This is a genomic window from Flavobacterium sp. HNIBRBA15423 (assembly GCF_052655965.1).
On the sequence record NZ_CP199751.1, the window covers coordinates 3,310,845 to 3,330,586 of the forward strand.

Here is a 19,742-nt window from a genome sequence, read left to right on the forward strand (position 1 = left end):
AATACTATGAAAGTCTATTTTTTAATTCTATTAGCATTAATTCAAATTTCTTGTAAAAATGATAGTTATTCAGATTTAATTGAGACTGCAACTTTAAATTTAAAATGGAATAAATCATATCCTGATGATACTATTGATAAATCATTAATTGGATTAAAATGGGCATTATCTTATGTTGGAGCAACATTACCTAATACTGCAAATGGTTTTATAATAACCAATAATACCATAACAATTGATATTAAAAAACTAGGTTTCAATGAAAATGCTATTCAAAAACTTTTACTATTATCAGATAAAATTAAAAACACCTCAGAATATAAAACAAATAATAGTATTGATCTAGGAAGATATGTTACATTATTAATTGGAACTTCAGAACATTATTATGAAATTATAGATGTTCCAAATACGCTAAATGAAGTACTTAATAAATACACATTATTACCTCAAAAAGGATATGTAAACAATTCTGGTGTTTCCTTAGAACATCGCATTATTCAATTTTCTGAACAAAATGGCTTTAATCAATTGTTTTTCTGTCAAGAAATCGATTCCGTTACTCAAGAAATTTATGAATATGAGACTATTGAATTACTTCCAAATGGTCAATTAAGATTTGGGATATTTGATTCAAATGGCAATCGCAAGATTAATGCAAATCCAAGTCATTCAAACGCTGGAAAACCAGCTAAATGCATGTGGTGTCATGAATCAATAATTAATCAAATGTTTACAACCCAAAATGATTACAATGGATATTTAACATATTCAGACTTTCAAAATACTTTAATAAAGTATCGAGAAAATAATAAAACATTAAAATTAGAACTTTTTGATGGTGTAGATTTTTCCCAAACGCAGCAACATACTTTTACAGAATTACTTTATATTTCATTTATGGAACCATCAGCCGAAAGATTAAGTTTAGAATGGAATATGACGGTTACAGAAGTACAAATTTTATTATCTAGTCTTTCTACTCATACCCATAATGAATTTCCTTTTCTTGGCGATTTATATGACAGAAATGAAATAGAAAATTTAGCCCCATTTCAAGGCTTACAAGTTTCATCATCAGTAAGAGAGGAATCACAAATAGAAGTAAATCATTTACAATAATGCTGAATAACAAAAAAATAATAGTTGTACTTCCAGCTTATAACGCAGCTAAAACCCTTCAAAAGACTTATGAAGAAATTCCTTTTGACATAATAGACGAAGTTATTCTAACAGATGATTTTAGCAATGACAACACTATAGAAATTGCAAAAAAAATTGGCATAAATCATATTATTTTACATGATAAAAATAAAGGTTATGGAGCAAATCAAAAATCATGTTACAAAAAAGCCATCGAATTAAAAGCAAATGTTATTGTCATGCTACATCCAGATTATCAATATACACCTAAATTGATTCCTGCTATGTGTACTCTAGTCGCTAATGATTTATATGATGTAGTTTTGGGTTCCCGAATTTTGAGTAAAGGAGCACTAAAAGGGGGAATGCCATTCTATAAATATGTTTCCAATAGAATTTTAACATTGGTCCAAAATATTTTAATGAATCAAAAACTATCAGAATATCATACTGGCTATCGTTGTTTTGATGTAGCAATTTTAAATAAAATAGATTTTGAAAATAATTCTGATGATTTTATATTTGATAATGAAATTCTAGCAAAATGTTGTTATTTAAAAGCCCGAATAGGTGAAATTTCTTGTCCAGCAAAATATTTTGAAGAAGCTTCTTCTATCAACTTTAATAGAAGTATAAAATATGGATTTGGAGTTTTACGTGTTTCTATTACTTATTTTCTTCAAAGAACAAGATTATTTAAATTCTCGCTATTTAAAAATCTATGAAACAATTTATACTAAAATATCATTTGTATGGATTATTACTTTTGCTTTGTTTATTCTATCTTTATAAAGCTACAGCATTTCCTATTCATGATTTTGCTAATTATTATTTTGGTGCACAGTTTTTAGCTGATGGAAGTTTTAATTCAATTATATATTTTCCTTATGAATTCAATAAAGCTATTTCAAACTTAGGATTTCAAAATATATTTGTGAGTTATGCTCCAAATACTCCATTTTTAGCTGTTTTCTTTTTACCATTTACTTTAATTTCTGTAGGAAAAGCTAAACTTGTATTTAACTGCATTTCTGTTATTTTATTGATTTTTAGTTGTTACCGTTTATTACATTTTTATAAAATAGACCGTAAATATATTACTCTTGTACCAATACTTTTTTTTGTTCCAATAAAGAACAATCTTCTTTTTGGACAAGTTTATTTTTTGTTATTTTTTCTCTTATCTGAAGGATTAATTGCCTACGAAAAAGAACAGTTTAAAAAAATGGCTTTATATTTAAGTTTTGCTATTTTATTAAAGGTTTTCCCAATATTATTTTTGTTAATTTTTGTTTTTAAAAGACAACTCAAACCTTTACTTTATACTTTAGGCATTTCTTTTTTACTTTTTAATATATCTCTTTTATTTACTGGTTTTGAAGTTTGGCATTTTTGGTTAAATTCAGTTTTATCAAAAGCTTCAAATGGAGAAATTGCAACTGCTTTTGTAGATAATTACCAATCTGTTTTTATGTTTTTAAAACGATTGTTGGTATCCGATTCTGTTGAAAATCCAAACGCATTTTTTGATTATCCTATTTTATTTTCGAGTTTAGTTTTAGGATTCAAAATAGGATTAGTCATAATAGGCTATTATATCAACAGGAAGAATTCAAACAATTTATTGATATTTTCCTATTGGGTAATAGTATCGTTTTTAATTTCACCTTATGGAAGCACTTATGGATTTATTTTATTATTCTTTGCTTTGATTAGTATAGTGAAAAGTTCAGTTTCCTATATTTATAAGAGCTTTTTTATATTTCTATTATTTTTAATCAATAACTCACCTCTACCCTACTTTATTGAAAATAAATTTCCTCTTTCATATTTAAGATTATTGGTTTTAGTATTCATGTTTATTTGTTTTTTATTTCAATTTTTTAAAACCATCAACTGGAAAATTGTAATTTCAATATCAATTCTGCCGATAGCATTGTTTCTAATTTTTAAAGAATCAAACCGCACACAATCAGAGCCCATTTCAAAAGAAAACTTTCCAATTTTAGTTTATGATTATGAAATTTCTGACAACAATTTAACCTATCTTTATTGGAATGAAAACGGAGAAAATTCAAGTTCCATTTCATATAAATCGGAAGAAAGTCAAGAACTTCAAATTAAAGACAACCAAATTTATTATAACAATAAACAACTTACTTTTGATAAAAGTAATAAGTTAAAACCAACATTAATTGATCATAAAACTATTCTCTTCTTGTCAGATTATGATAGAGGAATTGGGTTTTATACGTTGCGAAAAATCAATATTAATTGACTTCAAAAATTATAAATAGAATCCGATTTATATCATCTAATGCTTTTCGACAAGTGTTGATGTCTATATTTGGAATTTTCATCCCTTTTTTAGTAATACACTATTCCTCAAAAATAGTTTGGGGAGAGTTTATATCTTTTTTACTTTATATTTTATTTGCTCAACAAATAATTAATTGGGGGAACAAAGAACATTTAATTCGTGTATTTAGTGAAAACCCAAGTAAAATAAGAGAAAATTTTACATCTAGTTTAATCATTAGACTCCCAATATTAATCTTATTTACTATAATAGATTTTTCTTACTTTCAAATGGATTTAGGATTGTATTTATTCTTATGGCAATTGGGATTATTCTTCGTCAATTCTCCAGAATCACTAATTATTTATGAAAAAAAATTCATCCAATCTATATACATTGAAACCTTAAGCTTTGTCTTCTTTTTAAGTTGTTTCTATTTTCAAATATCACAAATTAATGTAAAAAAAATAGTATTGATATACAGTTTATATCAATTAATAAAGAGTATACTTTATGTTTTACTCTTTAAAAAAACATATATTTTAAAAAACTTAAAAATTGATATATCTTATTTCAAAAAAAATATCTGGTTCTTTTTTCTTTCTATTTTAGGCTTTATGATTTCTAAAATAGATGTTTACATTATAGAAAGTTTTCATAACAAAATCATTACTTCAGACTATCAAATTATGAACACTCTATTGTTATTTACAATGTCGATACCTATGTACATATACACTCCATTTATAAAAAACATTTACAGAAATAATACAGTTGTCATCCATAAAGTTAAAAAAACATTCCTACTTCTTGGATTAACTTTAATACCTTTAGCGCTCATTTGTATATCCATTTTACAACTACATTTTTTAAATAATAATTATTCTTTATGGACATATATTATAGCCTTTTTTTATGTATTTCCATCATTTATTTATGGAATAGAGATATTGAGTTTATTTAAAAATCACAAAGAAAAAACAGTTGTAATTGTTTTATTTATTGGAGCTATCTTTAATTTTATTTTGACCTATACATTATTATGTTATAATTTTAACCTTAATAGTGCTTTACTAGGAAGTGCAATTACACAAATACTAATTTTACTATTATTTTCAATAATTAAAAAAGAATCATGAAAAAAATTAACACTATTGTTTTTTTTATATTTATATCATTGTCCTCATGTTCAGATGATGACACACACGAAATTGACAATTCTATAAGTTTAATTGAAGTTTCTACAGGTGAAATTTACCCTGCATTTAATCCAGAAATTACTGATTATTACATAACTTCTTTAAATACGTTAAACAATATACAGGTTACCATTAATGATTTTATTTCTTCAAAGAGCATTTTTATAAATGATATTAAAGTTGTGAATAAAATTACGAATCTTAAATTAAATCCTGAAGAGGACATTATTATAAAACTTGGCGATAATTCCTCAAGTAATAAGACCTATACTATTCACTATCTACCTACAGATATGCCTAAAATTAATATGATTACAAAAAACAATCCTTCTAATGGATATGTTTTCATAAATTTATTTGAATTATCACCGATTGGTATTAGTAATAATAACTATCTCGCAATATTGGATAATAACGGATTTCCTGTATATTACAAAAAAACTTATCATCAAATAATTAATTTTAAATTTTTTGAAACTGATACACAACAAAAAAGATATTCTTATAATGATAGTACTTTAGGTAAAGTTATTGTCATGAATGAAAACTTTGAAATAATAAAAGAATTAGATTTACTTCCTAATAATGGTCATGGGAGTTATCCAACTGATAACCATGATTTTATCTACTTAAATGATAATCATTATATAATTCCAACATATTATACAAGGGAAAATGTTGATATGACTTCCTATGGAGGAAGTAATTCTGTAAATATTAGTGAATTTTTATTTCAGGAAATAGAAAATAATCAGGTTATTTTTGAGTGGAATACTGCTGATTATCCAGAATTATTAAGCGCTACAGACAATATCTATTACAATCAATATGCCACGGCTGCCAAAGTTGATTATTTTCATTTTAATTCTATTGCTATTGACCCAAATGATCAAAATTTTGTAATCTCTGCTAGACATACTAATCAAATTTACAAAATAAACAGAACGAACGGACAAATTATATGGCGTTTTGGTGGTAATAACGATGATTTTAATTTAACAGGAAACTCAATTATTTCACATACTCATCATGCAACTATACTAAATAATGGAAACCTCCTATTGTTTGACAATGGTGTTACAAAAAATCCACAACAAACTCGAATAGCTGAATTTGAATTAAATGCAACAAATTTAACCGCTAATCTAGTATATGAATATAAAGATCTTGGTCGTTATTTTGATATTATGGGTTCGGTTCAAAAACTAAATAACGGGAATTATTTTATTGGATGGGGAGGAAATATAACATCCCAAATTAATGCAAATAAATCTGACATTACCGAAATAGACCCAAACGGAAATATTGTCCTAGATATAAGTTTTACTAATAACCCTAATAGTTTTACTTATTCATATAGAGCATTAAAATATAACATCTCTTTTAACTAATTACATTAAAACAAAATCTTTTTAAAATAGTAAAGTACTATCGGAGGACAAATATTAATCAAAAATTGTTTAAACATCTTTTTTAATGACTTAAAGTTATAATTTAATATATAATTTTGTTCATCCAAAGTTAATATTGTTTTGCTAATTATATGTTTTGCTAAACTTATATATCCTAACCAATTTAACATAATTGCGCTTCTGATTTTGCTCGATTCATTTAAATATTCAGTATTTAAAATATAAATTGCATCACCACAAGGTGCATAATGACTATTCCTGTTTTGCGATTTACCAAATAAAGGGTTATAAATAGCTCTATAGGTTAAAAAATCAACTAAAACATATCCCTGCTCTCTTAAAAACAAATCAACATCTGAAAATACAGCTTGATCCTTATATATGGGAATTGTCGAAACCTCAACTTTTATAATAGCAATTCTTCTTTCTGCTATTAACTTTGAAGCCCCTTTTAAAATTTTCAATTCAGAACCTTGTGTATCTAATTTTAAAAAATCGATAAAAGTGTGTTCCTTAAAATAATCATCAATAGTGATAGATTTAACTTTAATTTTTTCTTCTATCTTAACATTTTTCTCCCATGAATCAAATTCTTTATACTGACCAAAATTTTTTTTATAATTAGCAAAATCTATATCTAACAAACTACTCATCGAAGCATGTTTCATTATATTGAATTCAACTTCTTCTTGTTTATCAGACAAACAATCTGTCTCTAAAACAAAGGATTGAAAAGGTACTCTATTATATTTTTTATATAATTTGTATGCTTCGTTTTTATTTGGTTCAAAGCCTACAATACAAGTTACTGCATCTAACTCATAAATATACTCCAAAGCGTCCATTGCACCAACATCAACAAAATTAAAAGCTACAATTTTATATTTCTTTAATAACTGGTTTAATTTAAATTTCATTCACTTTCTATTTTATTTAATAATAAACTTTTAAATTTACACATAATTTTTTTTAATGACTCAAAACAAAACCATAATATTCAATCCTAAAAGTGCTAATGGCAAACACAGAATTCCTAATTCAATTTTGCAAGTTGGTGCTTCCATTCATGAAAAATACAAGTATGTTTTTGTGGATGGAAATTTAGAAAAAAATCCTTGGCAAACCATTGAAAATTATTTAAAAACAGGTGAATTTAAATATTTTGGTTCCACGGTAATGCCTGGACCACAATTGCGTCAGGCCATTCCTTTTACTAAAAAAATTAAAGAACAATTTCCTGAAATTATAACTGTTTGGGGTGGTTATTTTGCTTCAAATCAATATAAAGTTTCATTAAACTCTGGTTATGTGGACTATGTGATTAATGGTCCTGGTGACAATACTTTTCCAGAATTAATTGAAGCTTTGGAATCAAATAAGAAAGAAAATTTAATTCTTATAAAAAATCTAATCTTTAAGGATGAAAATGGGAAAATAATAAAAACTGCAGTAGAAGCTTTGTTGGATCAAGACACGTTACCAAAATTCCCTTATGATTATTTGAACTCGTTTTATCCAGTAAAAAACTATTTGGCAAAAACTTTTATGGGAAATAAAACCTTATCTTATCATTCTAGTATGGGTTGCCCTTTTTCTTGTTCATTTTGTGCAGTTGTTCCCATTTATAATGCTAAATGGAAAGGAATGTCTGCCAAGCGTATTTATGAAGATGTAAAATACTTTAAAGAAAAATATAATATAGATGCAATAGAATTTCATGATAACAATTTTTTTACTTCAAAAAAAAGAGTATTAGAATTTTCTGAATTAATTATGAACGACAATATCAGTTATTGGGGAGAAGGTAGAATTGACACCATCAATATGTATAGTGATGATGATTTAAAATTGATGCGAAAAGCAGGTTGCAAAATGATATTTCTAGGTGCTGAAACTGGTAATGATGCTGTTTTAAAACAAATGAACAAAGGGGGTACACAAACAGGTCAAATGATTAAAGATTTTGTACTTCGAATGAAAAATGCAGATATTATTCCAGAATTATCATTTGTATTAGGAATGCCTGCAAAAACCGAAAAAGAAGTCTATGACCAAATTTTATGGGATATTAATTTTATAAAAGAGATAAAAAAAATAAATCCGAATGCTGAAATTATTATTTATCTTTTTAGCCCAGTTCCTACAGAAGGCTCAGAATTATACAAACAAATACTAGATGCTGGGTTTTCATTTCCTGAACAATTAGAAGATTGGATTTCTCCAAGTTGGGAAAATTTTGATTTAAGAAAAAACCCATTAACTCCTTGGCTAAAACCGTATATGATTGATACTATTAAAAATTTTGAAACGGTTTTAAATGGGTATTATCCAACCGTTTCCGATTTTAGAATTAAAGGTGCTAAAAAACATTTTTTACAACTAATTTCTGGAATACGATATAAAACTGGAATTTACCATTATCCATACGAAATAAAGGCTTTACATAAAATCTGGAAATACCGCCAACCAGAAATTGAAGGGTTTTACTCAGAATAATGAAGATTATCATGAGAAACTTCATAAAAAAAATTACACATCCTTTTTTAAAATACGGTTTAAAACTTTATTATTATAAACCTAGAAAATACTGTTATGAAGATATTTGCATCAAAGTACATCCTGATGTTTTCCCACCACATCTAACATTAAGTACAAAAATTCTTCTCGACTTTATTAAACCTATTGACTTAAAAAATAAGACTTTTTTAGAATTAGGTTGTGGTAGTGGTATCATTTCATGCTTAGCAGCAAAAAAAGGAGCTATTGTTTTTGCTTCTGATATAAATGACAAAGCGATTGATTTTCTAAACAAGAATTCAACAAAAAACAATCTTTCTATCATGACTATCTCTTCAGATTTATTTGATAATATTGAGCCTATAAATTTTGACTATATTATTATAAATCCGCCTTACTATCCAAAAAAACCAAAAAACATACAGGAACAAGCTTGGTTTTGTGGTGAAAATTTTGAGTATTTTGAAAAATTATTTTACCAACTCAATTCAAAAGTTGAATTTCAAAATGTTTTTATGATTTTATCTGAAGATTGCAAAATTGAAAAAATAAAAGGAATAGGATTGCAAAACAATTTATCTTTTGAAGTATTAAAAAGTAAAACAGTATTCGAAGAAAAAAACTATATTTATTCTTTAAAAAAAAGAATTAAAAATATATAATAAATTTCTAATAAGTAATATTATTAGAACATCTAACATTTGAATAATAAAACACAATCACACTATAATGAAAAAACTTTTTTTACTTTCATTCCTTTATTTTGGAATTATAGTTTCTGCTCAAATAGAACCTAGATTACAACGTATTGATAGTTTATTAACTTATCTAGAAGTAAATAACAAATTCATGGGATCTTTAACCCTGCGTGAAGGCAATAAAATTGTTTTTTCTAAAGCTTATGGTTACAGTGATATTAATTCTAAATCTAAAGCAAATAACGAAACCAAATACAAAATAGGCTCTATAACTAAAACATTTACTGCTGTAGTCATTATGCAATTGGTTGAAGAAAAAAAGCTAAAATTAGATACGAAACTTTCTTCCTTTTTTCCAAATGTAAAAAATGCTGATAAAATTACCATAGAAGAATTATTACATCATCGAACAGGAATTCCAGATTATATCAATCAAGATTCTATTACAAAAGAAGATTTAAATGCACCAGATTTAAAAGAAGCTATTTTTACAAAAATTACAAAGTATGATTCGCTATTTGAACCCAATAGTAAATTTCAATACAGCAACTCCAATTATTATTTATTAGGTGGAATTATCGAGCATATTACAAAAAAATCCTATGCTGAAAATATAGATAAAAGAATTATTAATAAGATTGGTTTAAAAAACACATTTTATCCGTCAAAAGGAACACAAACAGCAAATAACGAAAGCTATTCCTATATTTACAACGGCACAGATTGGGAACAAGCTGAGGAATGGAAAAATGATATTGCATATGCTGCTGGTGCAATCGTTTCAACTCCTTCCGATTTAACTCAATTTATGCATGCTTTATTTCAAGGCAAATTAGTAAAGAAAGAAAATTTAGAGCAAATGACTACTATGAAAGAGGGTTATGGTAAGGCTTTAATTCAATTTCCATTTGGAGAAAGACGTTTTTATGGACATACTGGTGGCATTGAAAATTTCCGATCAAATGTAGGTTATTACCCTACAAAACAATTAGGCGTTTCGTTAATAGTAAATGGGGACAATTTCAACCGAAACGATATTATGATTGGCATTCTAAGTATCTATTATAAGATTCCATTTCCTTTTCCAAGCTTTGATAAAATTAATCAAGATTTAATTATTAAATATTCTGGAACTTACTCTTCAAAGGATATTCCTTTAAAAGTTACCATTTTTGAAAAAGATGGTGAACTTTTAGCACAAGCAACTGGACAAAGTTCATTTCCTTTAACAATAAAAGATGAAAAAACATTTATTTTTGCACAAGCTGGAATTGAAATAATTTTTGGCGAAAATAATCTTATTTTACATCAAGGTGGAATGAAAATTAGTTTTACAAAGGAATAATGGATATCATATCAAAAATTCCTAATCCTATTTTACTAAAGATCAAAGAAATTACAAATGGTAAATATCTTGATTTAGTTGGACTAGCCATAGTGCTTTTAGGCTCGTTTTATTTAGAATATCATAAAACAGTAGTGCCTATAACTTTTCAGAAAACAATCTATATTTTCCCATTGGGTATATTTTCAATATTGAATGTTGGTTTTTCAATGATAGGTACTAGGTTAGTAACAAAGAAAAATAACCTTGGTAATTTTATTCATACATTCAATACATTTTTAAGCGGAGCAATTGATCATTTATTGGGAAATTTAGCTGCATTTTTAACCTATCCAGTTTCAGTAATAGGAAACTATCTATCCTATAAAATTTGGAAAAAGAAAATGATATTAAATAGTATTGACGCTATTTTTTATCGGAATTTACTACTAGGAATGATACTTTCGCTTCTTCTAAATTATATTGGCTTCTATTATTTCTCTTCTGGAGCAATAAAATGGGGATTGTTTTTTGCAATTGCCATTCCAGCTGGAATAACTTTTGGAGGAACATTTAATACTCCTAGAATGTATCCTGATAATTGGATTATGTGGCAAATATATAATCTGTCAAAAATCATCCAATGTATAATGCTTCTTAACATAGCAAATATTTTTAAGTATGTTTTTTACTTTATAAATGCAATTTTAGGATATATCACTTGGAAAGATGACAAAGCAAAACAGTTATAACTTTCTGGTAGAATCTCGTTGTCTTAATTCGGTCTTTATCACAACAGTTTTGTATTCTAGTATTTCATCTGTTTTAGCTGTTAATCTATCAATTAACAAGTTCGCTGATCTTTGACCTATTTCGGGTGCGTGTTGACTGACTGTGGATAAACTAGGCGTTAATCTTCTAGACCATAAACCATCAGCAAAACCAATAATATTTAATTCTTCAGGAATTTTATATCCTTTTTTTAAGGCTAATTTCATTGTTTTTGTAGCTGATAATTCATCAATTGCAAAAACACCATCTATACCTTTATATTCTAAAAGTGTATTTATTCTTCCATCTGAAATCTCTTCGTCATTTTCAATAACAATCAAGTTATCATCAAAAGGTATCTTATTTAATTCCAAAGCTTTTTTATAGCCTTCAAAACGTAATTTACCTACACTAAGATTATCAATCGAAGAAATTAACGCTATATTTTTACAGCCAATATTTAATAAATGTTGAGTAGCATCAAAGGCAGAATCTAAATCATCAACTATTACTTTATCTGAATTTACCAAATCTGTGATTCTATCAAACATAACAATAGGAGTTCCACTTTTAATAATGGAATTGTAATGTTGGAAATTTTTAGTCATTTGAGTTTCCTCAGCAATAGATAAAATAAATCCATCAACTGCTCCATTATTCAACATTTCCATTAACTGTTTTTCTCTGTCAAGAGATTCATTAGAAATAACTACTACTATATTATATCCTCTTTTTCTAGCCACATCTTCAATACCACTAAAAACTTTAGCGAAAAAAGAATTTAAAATATTTGGAATAATAACTCCTATAGTATTCGTTTTTTGATATTTTAAATTTTTTGCCATTAAATTAGGCTTATAATTTTTCAAAGCTGCAAATTCTTTGATTTTATCTTTAGTAGCTTGACTTATTTCCTGACTATCACTTAATGCTTTAGAAACCGTTGAAACAGATACTCCTAATTCTTTTGCAATTTGTTTTAAAGTCGCTTTGGCTTTCATAATTAAAATTTAAAGCGTAAAAATAATAATTTAAATCAAGTTTAAAGGCTATTATTCATTCAATTACTAAAACTATTTAATATCAATCCGTTAGTAGAAAAATAAAATGAAAAATATTATACCATCAGCATTTGTATTTATAATAAATAATTGTACTTTTGCACTCCCTTAATTGGGAATGGAATGTTTAATTTAAATTAATTATTGTGAACACATTAAGCTACAAGACTGTATCTGCAAACAAAGCAACCGTTTCGAAAGAATGGATTGTTGTAGATGCTGAAGGTCATAACTTAGGTCGTTTTGCTTCAAAGGTTGCTATGATCTTAAGAGGTAAATACAAGCCAAGTTATACCCCACACGTTGATTGTGGAGATAACGTAATTGTTATCAACGCTGAAAAAATCAATCTTACTGGTAACAAGCTTGACGATAAAATTTATATGCGTCATACAGGTTACCCAGGAGGACAAAGAACTTTAACTGCAAAAGTACAGCAACAAAAAAATCCAGCTGTATTAGTAGAAAAAGCTGTAAAAGGAATGTTACCTAAAAACAAATTAGGTGCTGAATTATTCCGAAATTTAAATGTATTTGTAGGTGCTGAGCATACTCACGGAGCTCAAAAACCTAAAACCGTTAACCTAAACGATCTTAAGTAATGGCAGTTATTCACAAAATCGGTAGAAGAAAATGTGCTGTTGCACGTGTTTATGTTACAGAAGGAACAGGAAAAATTACTGTAAACAAAAGAGAATTTACAACTTATTTCCCAACCGCTACTTTACAATATAAAGTTTTACAACCGTTAACAATGACGGAAAATGCAGAAAACTTTGATATAAAAGTAAATGTTTATGGAGGAGGAAGTACAGGACAAGCAGAAGCTGTGAGAATGGCTTTAGCTAGAGTAATGTGTGAAGTTGAAGCTGAAAACAGAGCTATTTTAAAACCAGAAGGATTATTAACAAGAGATCCAAGAATGGTTGAACGTAAGAAATTTGGACAGAAAAAAGCACGTAAGAGATTCCAATTCTCTAAACGTTAATATTCGAGTTTTATCCGAATATTTTTTCAACAAATTATTACAATTAAAATTGAATTTAAAACAAAGTTGTCGATATTCCTTGTAAAAAGGGAATTAGTTTAGCATCTAAATTTTCAAGACTAACTAGTAAAGTAACTACTTGGAAATTGCTATAACACGGAACGTAAACTATTACACAATGGCAAACAAAATTGACGTTAAAGAATTATTAGAAGCAGGTGTACATTTTGGACACATGACTCGTAAGTGGGATCCAAACATGGCTCCTTACATTTATATGGAGCGTAATGGTATTCATATCATTAACCTATATAAAACTGCAGCAAAAATTGAAGAAGCTAATGAAGCTTTGAAAAAAATTGCAGCATCAGGAAGAAAAGTATTATTTGTAGCTACAAAAAAACAAGCTAAAGATATCGTTGCTGAAAAAGCAGCAGCTTGTAACATGCCTTACATCACTGAAAGATGGCCAGGTGGTATGCTAACAAACTTCATCACTATTCGTAAAGCGGTTAAAAAAATGGCTTCTATTGATAGAATGAAAAAAGATGGTACTTTCAATACACTTTCTAAAAAAGAAAAATTACAAGTAGATCGTCTACGTGCAAAATTAGAGAAAAACTTAGGTTCTATTGCAGATATGTCAAGGTTACCTGCAGCTCTATTTGTAGTAGATGTTAAAGCTGAACACATCGCAATAAAAGAAGCTCAAAAATTAAACATTCCAGTTTTTGCAATGGTTGATACAAACTCGGATCCACGTCCTATTGATTTTGTTATTCCAGCAAATGATGATGCTTCTAAATCAATTGAAAAAGTTCTAGGTTTAGTTTCTAATGCTATCATTGAAGGTCTTTCTGATAGAAAGTCTGAAAAAGATGAAGAACAACCAGTTAAAGATGTTGTAGCTGAACAAGCTCCTAAAGCTGAAACTGAAGAATAAATATTCTAAATTCCAAAAATAAATTCCAAATTCCGAAAGAATCAAAAACGAATGTTGATGATTTAATAAAATTGGAATTTGGATTTTATAATTGGAATTTCTTTTTTTTACAAAAAATTTAATCTTAAAATAAAAACAATATGGCAACAATTACTGCTGCAGACGTAAATAAATTAAGAACTGCTACTGGTGCTGGTATGATGGATTGCAAAAAAGCACTTGTTGAAGCAGATGGAGATTTTGATTTAGCAATCGAAAACCTTCGTAAAAAAGGACAAAAAGTAGCTGCTAATCGTTCTGATAGAGAATCTACAGAAGGTGCTGCAATTGCTGTTGTAAATGCTGATAAAACTGCTGGTGTTGTAATTACATTAAACTGTGAAACAGATTTCGTAGGAAAAAATGAAACTTTCGTAAAATTGGCTACTGATTTAGCTAACCAAGCTTTAAATTATGCTACTAAAGAAGAATTATTAGCTTCAGATTTTAACGGAATTACTGTTGCAGACAAATTAATTGAACAAACTGGAGTAATTGGAGAAAAAATCGAAATTGGTTCTTTTGAGAAATTAGAAGGAGCTTTCGTAGGTTCTTATATCCATGCTGGTAATAAAATAGCTGTTTTAACTTCTTTATCTGCTAATGTAGAAGGTGCTGAAGAAGCTGCTAGAAACGTTTCTATGCAAGCTGCTGCAATGAACCCAATCGCTTTAAACGAAGCGGGTGTTGATGCAGCAATCATCGAAAAAGAAATTGAAATCGCAAAAGAACAATTAAGAGCAGAAGGTAAACCAGAAGCAATGTTAGATAATATTTCTAAAGGTAAAATCCAACGTTTTTACAAAGACAACACTTTAGTAAATCAAGATTTTATTAAAGATGGTTCTATGAATGTTGCTGCTTATGTAAAATCAGTAAATGCTGATTTAACTGTTACAGGATTCAAAAGAGTAGCTTTAGGATAATTTTTGCCTACTTAATTCCATACAAAACCTCAATCAGAAGTCTGATTGAGGTTTTTTTATGATATATTTGTTATAATAAATCACGCTACTTTGAAAAAAACTGCCCTAACCTTCGCTTTATTCATTTTTAGTTTTCTATTTGCTCAAACTGAAAACAGTATGCTTTGGGAAATCAGTGGAAATGGTTTACAAAAAAAATCATATTTATATGGTACTATGCATGTAAGCAATAAAGTCTCTTACAACTTGTCTGATTCCTTTTTTGATGCATTGCTTAATGCAGATATAGTTGCCAATGAAAGCAATCCAGAAACTTGGGGGATAGTCTCAGAATTAATGAAAGAGAAAGAATATGTCTATTCTGGTCAATTATATAATTCATTTTATATAAAACCTATAAGTAAAAAAGAAGTGATTGCTATTTTTAACAATAAAAGTCATTTCTTCTATAATTACTTGTCTCTTTCTGAAAACAAAAATGCTGATCATGAGGAAAATGCTGTTTTAGATATGTTCATCAGTCAAGCTGGAAGAAAATATAATAAAGAAATAACAGGTCTTGAAGATGCGATTGAATCTATGATTCCAATTCTTCAAATTAATGCTAATGATGCTACCCCAAAAGAAGAAAATATTCAACTTTTATATAAAATATTAAAGAGAAAATCTTTTGGTGAAGCTACTGTGGATTATTATCGAGAAAAAAATATCACTATATTAGATTCTATTTATAAACTTGCCTTTTCTAAAAAAGCACACGACGCTTTGATTATTAATAGAAATAAAGTAATGACTGATAGTATTTCTTCTATTTCCAAAAGAGGAAGTTTATTTGCTGCTGTTGGTGCTGCCCACTTAGCTGGCAAAGAAGGAATTATTAACTTATTAATTCAAAAAGGATATACCGTAAAACCCGTTTTTAGTCAATTAACTGAAAGAGGTGAAAAACAAAAAAAAGAAATTGAAACTTTCTTTAAAAAACCTAACTTTTCAAATTACATAACAACCGATAAAATGATGGAAATTCCATTATTAGCTAATGAATTTTCTGAAGAAGGTGTTATTGGCTCTCCAGATTATGCAAACGGTGGACTAATTCGTGTTATTCGAAACAATCATAATTATTTTATAAAAAAGGATTTTGATTTTTATAACCCTAAATCATTAGACAGCTTACTTTATGAAAATATTCCTGGCACAATACTCAATAAAGAATATGTTGAAAAGGACGGAATTTCTTATTATGATATTAAAAATATTACAAAGACTGGCAACAACCAACATTATCGTTTTTACATTACTCCTCTCGAAATTATTATGGTTTCCATGTCTGGGCTAAATAACTATACTACTCTTTTTGAAAATGATGTTTTTGATAAAATCAAGTTAAAGAAAATTTCAAACACTTGGGAAGAATTAAATTCACTAAACGCATCTTTCAAAGTAAAATTACCTAGTTTTTACACCATCCGTGAAAACGATAATGACAAAAGCAACAGTCATACCATTCAATCCTATCTAAAAGAAGACAATAGCTTTTACTTTGTAATGGAAAGAAACCTAAACGATAATCGCACCTTAGAAAACACTAAATTTGAACACAAACAAATTCATTATCAGTTTTATCTCCAACACAATATAGACTCAATACATACTTCTTTTGATAAAAATAATTTTCTTTCTGAATCTAAAATTGGTTCAAAAAACATAAAATTAAAATCAGTAATCTCTGGAAATAAATATTACCTACTTGGTTCTATAAATGCTATTCCTATTAATAATGACACCTTTTTTAATTCATTTGAACTAAAGAAGAGTACTTATACAGATTCATTTATTACTTATTCAGACACTATTTCTCATTTTAAAATAGATATTCCTGAAAATCAAAATCAGAAATTATTTTTAAACATAAATAAAGATAATTATTCTTCTGCTAACAATCCATTATTATCTAAATTCAATGATTATAATTTTAAATCTCAAAGCGGAAAAACAGTATCTCTTAGATATAATAAATTTCATGAATATGAAACCTTAAAAAGTATAGATTCTATTAAAAACTTTTTTAAAGACTACATTTTAGATAAAAGAGAAAACATAAATAATTATAACGAATACGACTATTACGACGAATATGAAGAGTATTCAACAAATGAAACTTCATTATTAAATCATTCCATTTATACAAAAAAAGGATTTAGTATGTCTATTTGGTGGAATTTATTTAAACAAGAAGAAGAACCAAAAATTATACTGGAAGAAAAAGAGAAATTAGGGAAAAACACTTATACATACGAAGCATTAGTTTCAACAAAAAAAGCAACACAAGCAATTAAATATAAATTAATTTTTGATACTAATAGATATTATATTTTACAATCTTTAGTACCAAAAGACTATAAAAAAGAAGACATCTTTATTGAAAAAACATTTAACACTTTTGAATCACTGCCAATAAAAGATGCTAGTTCAGTATTTGACACAAAAGTAAAACGCTTTATTGAAGATGCATCAAGTGCTAAAGATACTTTACGCAAAAACACATTTAGTTCTATTTACAAATTAGACATTACTGAAACTGACTTTGATTTAATAGCCAATTTCGTAAACAATTTTGATTTTAAAAAAAGTGAATTATTTGCTAAAAACCATTTACTAAAAGAATTAGGTTCCCTTAAGAACAAAAAAGTTGTTCCTTATTTAGAAAAGATATACAAAAAAGAAAATACTAATTCAGAAACTCAAATTAACATTTTAGTAGCACTTTCTAATCAAAATACAAAAGAAAGTTATAAAAAAATCATTGAACTATTAGAATACGATTTACCACTTTCAGACAATAAATATGATATAACTAATATGTTCATTAATTTTAGTAGAAATCAGGAAAATGCTACTGAACTTTTTCCAAGTATTTTTCAATTTTATAGTATAAAAGAATACCAAAATCCACTGCTAGACTTTTGCTATCAATTATTAGAAAAAGACTTAATTTCTATAAAAAAAATAAAAGAATACCAAAAAATGATCTTGACCAATGCAAAATTGGAATACAAAAGAATCAAAAGTTGGAAAGCAAATAACATGCTGGAAGAAGAAGAAAAAAAAGACACTGACAATTATTATGAAGAAAATGCACCAGTAGAAGACCTTATCACATTTTTAAACATCATATATAGATACCCAAAAGATAAAGATTGTGAAGCGTTTATTGCTAAAGTAAAAGCCTTAGATATTCCAAAATTAAATATCGAATTACTGCGATTAAATTTTGTAAATAATACCATTTCAAATGAAACTATAAAAAAAGGGCTAAGCAATCCTAAAACAGCTTTTATAACGATACAATTATTAGCAAATAAAAACATGCCATTTAAAATTGAAAATGATAGTATTGCAATTGCAGCTTTGCATAATTTTTACGATATAAAAACATCCGATTCAGTTACTTTTATTAAGAAAAAATTAATTGATTATCGCAAAGAAAAAATTAGCTTTTATTTTTATGCTGTAACAGAAAAAGATAATGCTACGTTTACCAAAAACATTAAAACCATAGCTTTTTTCATGAACGGAAAAGAAATAAATCCTATGGCTTACACCACCTTTTATGATAGAACAATAGAAGAAGATGAAAAAATGGAAGAAAAAATAGAAGCTATTATTAAAGAATCACTAAACAACACTCACTTTAGAGCGAGTTACGAAAAAGAAAGAGAAGAAAATTATAATACCAATTATTTATACGACGATTTTTAAATGAAAAAAAGATGTGCTTGGTGTGAAAAAGACGATTTATATCGTAATTATCACGATAACGAATGGGGAAAACCAGTTTATGATGATCCAACATTATTCGAATTCTTAATTCTTGAAACCTTTCAAGCAGGATTGAGTTGGTATACAGTTTTAGCAAAACGTGAAAACTTTAGAAAGGCATTTGATAATTTTGATTTAGAAAAAATTTCAAAATATACCGAAGAAAAAATTGAAGAACTCTGTCAAGATATTGGAATTATTAGAAATCGATTAAAAATAAGAGCAGCCGTTTCAAATGCGCAGGCTTTTATAAAAGTGCAGGAAGAATTTGGTAGTTTTTCAAAATACATCTGGAATTTTGTAGACGGCAAACCTATTGATAACAAACCCAAAACCTTAAAACATGTGCCAGCCACTACTCCACTTTCAGATGCTTTAAGTAAAGATTTGAAAAAACGCGGATTCAAATTTATAGGTTCAACAGTAGTTTATGCACACATGCAAGCTACAGGAATGGTAAATGATCATATTGAAGACTGTTTTACGAGATTATAATTTTATTTCATATCCAATTTTATCAAGTAAAATATAAAATACACAAAAACCATCTCAAAAAAATTCCTATATTTGAGATAGAAAAACGTTCTTATAAATAGCCGA

The 19,742-nt window shown here is 27.3% G+C and carries 16 protein-coding genes; 14 read left to right on the forward strand and 2 right to left on the reverse strand.

Annotation, left to right across the window (positions count from 1 at the left end; genetic code table 11):
* The first annotated feature begins 6 nt into the window (after nt 1–6).
* The 4 genes from ACULEV_RS14820 to ACULEV_RS14835 all read left to right on the forward strand — a co-directional run bounded on the left by ACULEV_RS14820 (nt 7) and on the right by ACULEV_RS14835 (nt 6,032).
* Complete coding sequence (locus ACULEV_RS14820; protein ID WP_445455820.1) at nt 7–1,122, forward strand: hypothetical protein; 1,116 nt, start codon at nt 7–9, stop codon at nt 1,120–1,122.
* Nucleotides 1,122–1,868, forward strand: a complete 747-nt coding sequence (locus ACULEV_RS14825) for a glycosyltransferase family 2 protein (protein WP_445455821.1) — start codon at nt 1,122–1,124, stop codon at nt 1,866–1,868. Before ACULEV_RS14820 ends, ACULEV_RS14825 begins: the two co-directional genes overlap by 1 nt.
* On the forward strand, nt 1,865–3,421 hold the full coding sequence (locus ACULEV_RS14830; protein ID WP_445455822.1) for a glycosyltransferase family 87 protein: 1,557 nt from the start codon (nt 1,865–1,867) through the stop codon (nt 3,419–3,421). Before ACULEV_RS14825 ends, ACULEV_RS14830 begins: the two co-directional genes overlap by 4 nt.
* Before the next feature lie 1,156 nt (nt 3,422–4,577).
* Nucleotides 4,578–6,032 (forward strand): arylsulfotransferase family protein, encoded by a 1,455-nt coding sequence (locus ACULEV_RS14835; RefSeq protein ID WP_445455823.1) that lies wholly within the window; start codon nt 4,578–4,580, stop codon nt 6,030–6,032.
* Between the two features lie 5 nt (nt 6,033–6,037).
* Here the strand turns inward: ACULEV_RS14835 and ACULEV_RS14840 are convergent, their stop codons facing one another.
* Complete coding sequence (locus tag ACULEV_RS14840; protein WP_445455824.1) at nt 6,038–6,970, reverse strand: FkbM family methyltransferase; 933 nt, start codon at nt 6,968–6,970, stop codon at nt 6,038–6,040.
* A gap of 55 nt (nt 6,971–7,025) precedes the next feature.
* Here ACULEV_RS14840 and ACULEV_RS14845 point away from each other — a divergent pair, with 55 nt between their 5' ends.
* The 4 genes from ACULEV_RS14845 to ACULEV_RS14860 all read left to right on the forward strand — a co-directional run bounded on the left by ACULEV_RS14845 (nt 7,026) and on the right by ACULEV_RS14860 (nt 11,344).
* Complete coding sequence (locus tag ACULEV_RS14845; RefSeq protein ID WP_445455825.1) at nt 7,026–8,549, forward strand: B12-binding domain-containing radical SAM protein; 1,524 nt, start codon at nt 7,026–7,028, stop codon at nt 8,547–8,549.
* An 11-nt stretch (nt 8,550–8,560) separates the two neighbouring features.
* Entirely contained in the window at nt 8,561–9,232 is a 672-nt protein-coding gene (locus ACULEV_RS14850; RefSeq protein ID WP_445455826.1) for a methyltransferase, read from the forward strand.
* A gap of 67 nt (nt 9,233–9,299) precedes the next feature.
* Nucleotides 9,300–10,613 carry a serine hydrolase domain-containing protein gene (locus ACULEV_RS14855; RefSeq protein WP_445455827.1) on the forward strand — a complete coding sequence of 438 codons (1,314 nt, stop codon included), beginning with the start codon at nt 9,300–9,302 and terminating at the stop codon, nt 10,611–10,613.
* Nucleotides 10,613–11,344: a nicotinamide mononucleotide transporter gene (locus ACULEV_RS14860; protein ID WP_445455828.1), complete on the forward strand. Its 732-nt coding sequence runs from the start codon at nt 10,613–10,615 to the stop codon at nt 11,342–11,344. The genes ACULEV_RS14855 and ACULEV_RS14860 overlap by 1 nt, the downstream gene beginning before the upstream one ends.
* Here the strand turns inward: ACULEV_RS14860 and ACULEV_RS14865 are convergent.
* Nucleotides 11,339–12,364: a LacI family DNA-binding transcriptional regulator gene (locus ACULEV_RS14865; protein ID WP_445455829.1), complete on the reverse strand. Its 1,026-nt coding sequence runs from the start codon at nt 12,362–12,364 to the stop codon at nt 11,339–11,341. The genes ACULEV_RS14860 and ACULEV_RS14865 overlap by 6 nt on opposite strands.
* Before the next feature lie 206 nt (nt 12,365–12,570).
* On the opposite strand from ACULEV_RS14865, the gene rplM reads away from it, so the two are divergent.
* The 6 genes from rplM (at nt 12,571) to ACULEV_RS14895 (ending at nt 19,637) form a co-directional block, all read left to right on the forward strand.
* Nucleotides 12,571–13,026, forward strand: coding sequence for a 50S ribosomal protein L13 (gene rplM, locus ACULEV_RS14870; protein WP_445455830.1), 456 nt, complete (start codon nt 12,571–12,573; stop codon nt 13,024–13,026).
* Nucleotides 13,026–13,412: a 30S ribosomal protein S9 gene (rpsI, locus tag ACULEV_RS14875; protein WP_445455831.1), complete on the forward strand. Its 387-nt coding sequence runs from the start codon at nt 13,026–13,028 to the stop codon at nt 13,410–13,412. The genes rplM and rpsI overlap by 1 nt, the downstream gene beginning before the upstream one ends.
* A gap of 178 nt (nt 13,413–13,590) precedes the next feature.
* A complete protein-coding gene (rpsB, locus tag ACULEV_RS14880; protein WP_445455832.1) occupies nt 13,591–14,355 on the forward strand; it encodes a 30S ribosomal protein S2 in 765 nt (254 codons plus the stop codon).
* 140 nt (nt 14,356–14,495) lie between these two features.
* Nucleotides 14,496–15,320: a translation elongation factor Ts gene (tsf, locus tag ACULEV_RS14885; RefSeq protein ID WP_445455833.1), complete on the forward strand. Its 825-nt coding sequence runs from the start codon at nt 14,496–14,498 to the stop codon at nt 15,318–15,320.
* A 90-nt stretch (nt 15,321–15,410) separates the two neighbouring features.
* Complete coding sequence (locus ACULEV_RS14890) at nt 15,411–19,082, forward strand: TraB/GumN family protein (protein WP_445455834.1); 3,672 nt, start codon at nt 15,411–15,413, stop codon at nt 19,080–19,082.
* Nucleotides 19,083–19,637 carry a DNA-3-methyladenine glycosylase I gene (locus ACULEV_RS14895; RefSeq protein ID WP_445455835.1) on the forward strand — a complete coding sequence of 185 codons (555 nt, stop codon included), beginning with the start codon at nt 19,083–19,085 and terminating at the stop codon, nt 19,635–19,637.
* Nucleotides 19,638–19,742 lie beyond the last annotated feature (105 nt).